This is a genomic window from Vibrio sp. 2132-1, from assembly GCF_033344315.1.
This window is the reverse complement of record NZ_JAWPON010000407.1, coordinates 1-663: the sequence shown is the minus strand read 5'-3', so window position 1 is coordinate 663 and position 663 is coordinate 1. Positions and strand designations below refer to the sequence as shown.

The window sequence follows — 663 nt, the reverse complement described above, 5'->3', positions numbered from 1 at the left end:
ATGGTTTAAATAGGCAACGGGATGCAAGGACAAGGCGATTTATTTGAAAGTACGGATTGGCAAGAGGTACGCCAAGGTAAGCTCTTTTATCAGCCAAACTTTCTTTCTCAGCAAGAAGCGGATACGTACTTTTCAACGCTTAGGAGTACCTTGCCTTGGCAACAAGAACGCATAACCATTTTCGGGAAATCGGTACTTCAACCTCGTTTGCAGACTTGGCATGGTGATGCGCCTTACACCTATTCGGGTTTAACCATGGCACCTCTCCCTTGGACGTCTGAGCTTTTATCACTCAAGGCTCGCTGTGAAAGCCTTGCCAACACCCCGTTCAACTCTGTATTGGCGAATCTGTATCGCGACGGTCAGGACTCTATGGGATGGCACCAAGATAATGAACCAGAGCTGGGCCGAAATCCGGTGATCGCCTCGTTGAACTTAGGTGATACGCGCCGATTTGTGCTACGAAATTTACATTGTAAAACTCAAATAGAATATGAGCTCGGCCACGGCGCATTATTGATCATGGCTGGGGAGCTTCAGCACCATTGGAGACACTGCGTTCCCAAAACAGCCAAACCAAAAGGAGAACGTATCAACCTGACTTTTAGACATATTTTGAACTATTGACTCAGGTTTTACATTCTTAACAAACATTGATGATAA

General features: G+C 45.7%; 1 protein-coding gene. It reads left to right on the top strand.

What is annotated here, in order from left to right; all coding sequences use genetic code 11:
- Positions 1-21 precede the first annotated feature (21 nt).
- The gene (locus tag R8N47_RS25705) at positions 22-627 is read left to right on the top strand and encodes an alpha-ketoglutarate-dependent dioxygenase AlkB (RefSeq protein ID WP_318186165.1); all 606 of its coding nucleotides are present in this window, start codon (positions 22-24) and stop codon (positions 625-627) included.
- The last annotated feature ends 36 nt before the right edge of the window (positions 628-663 follow it).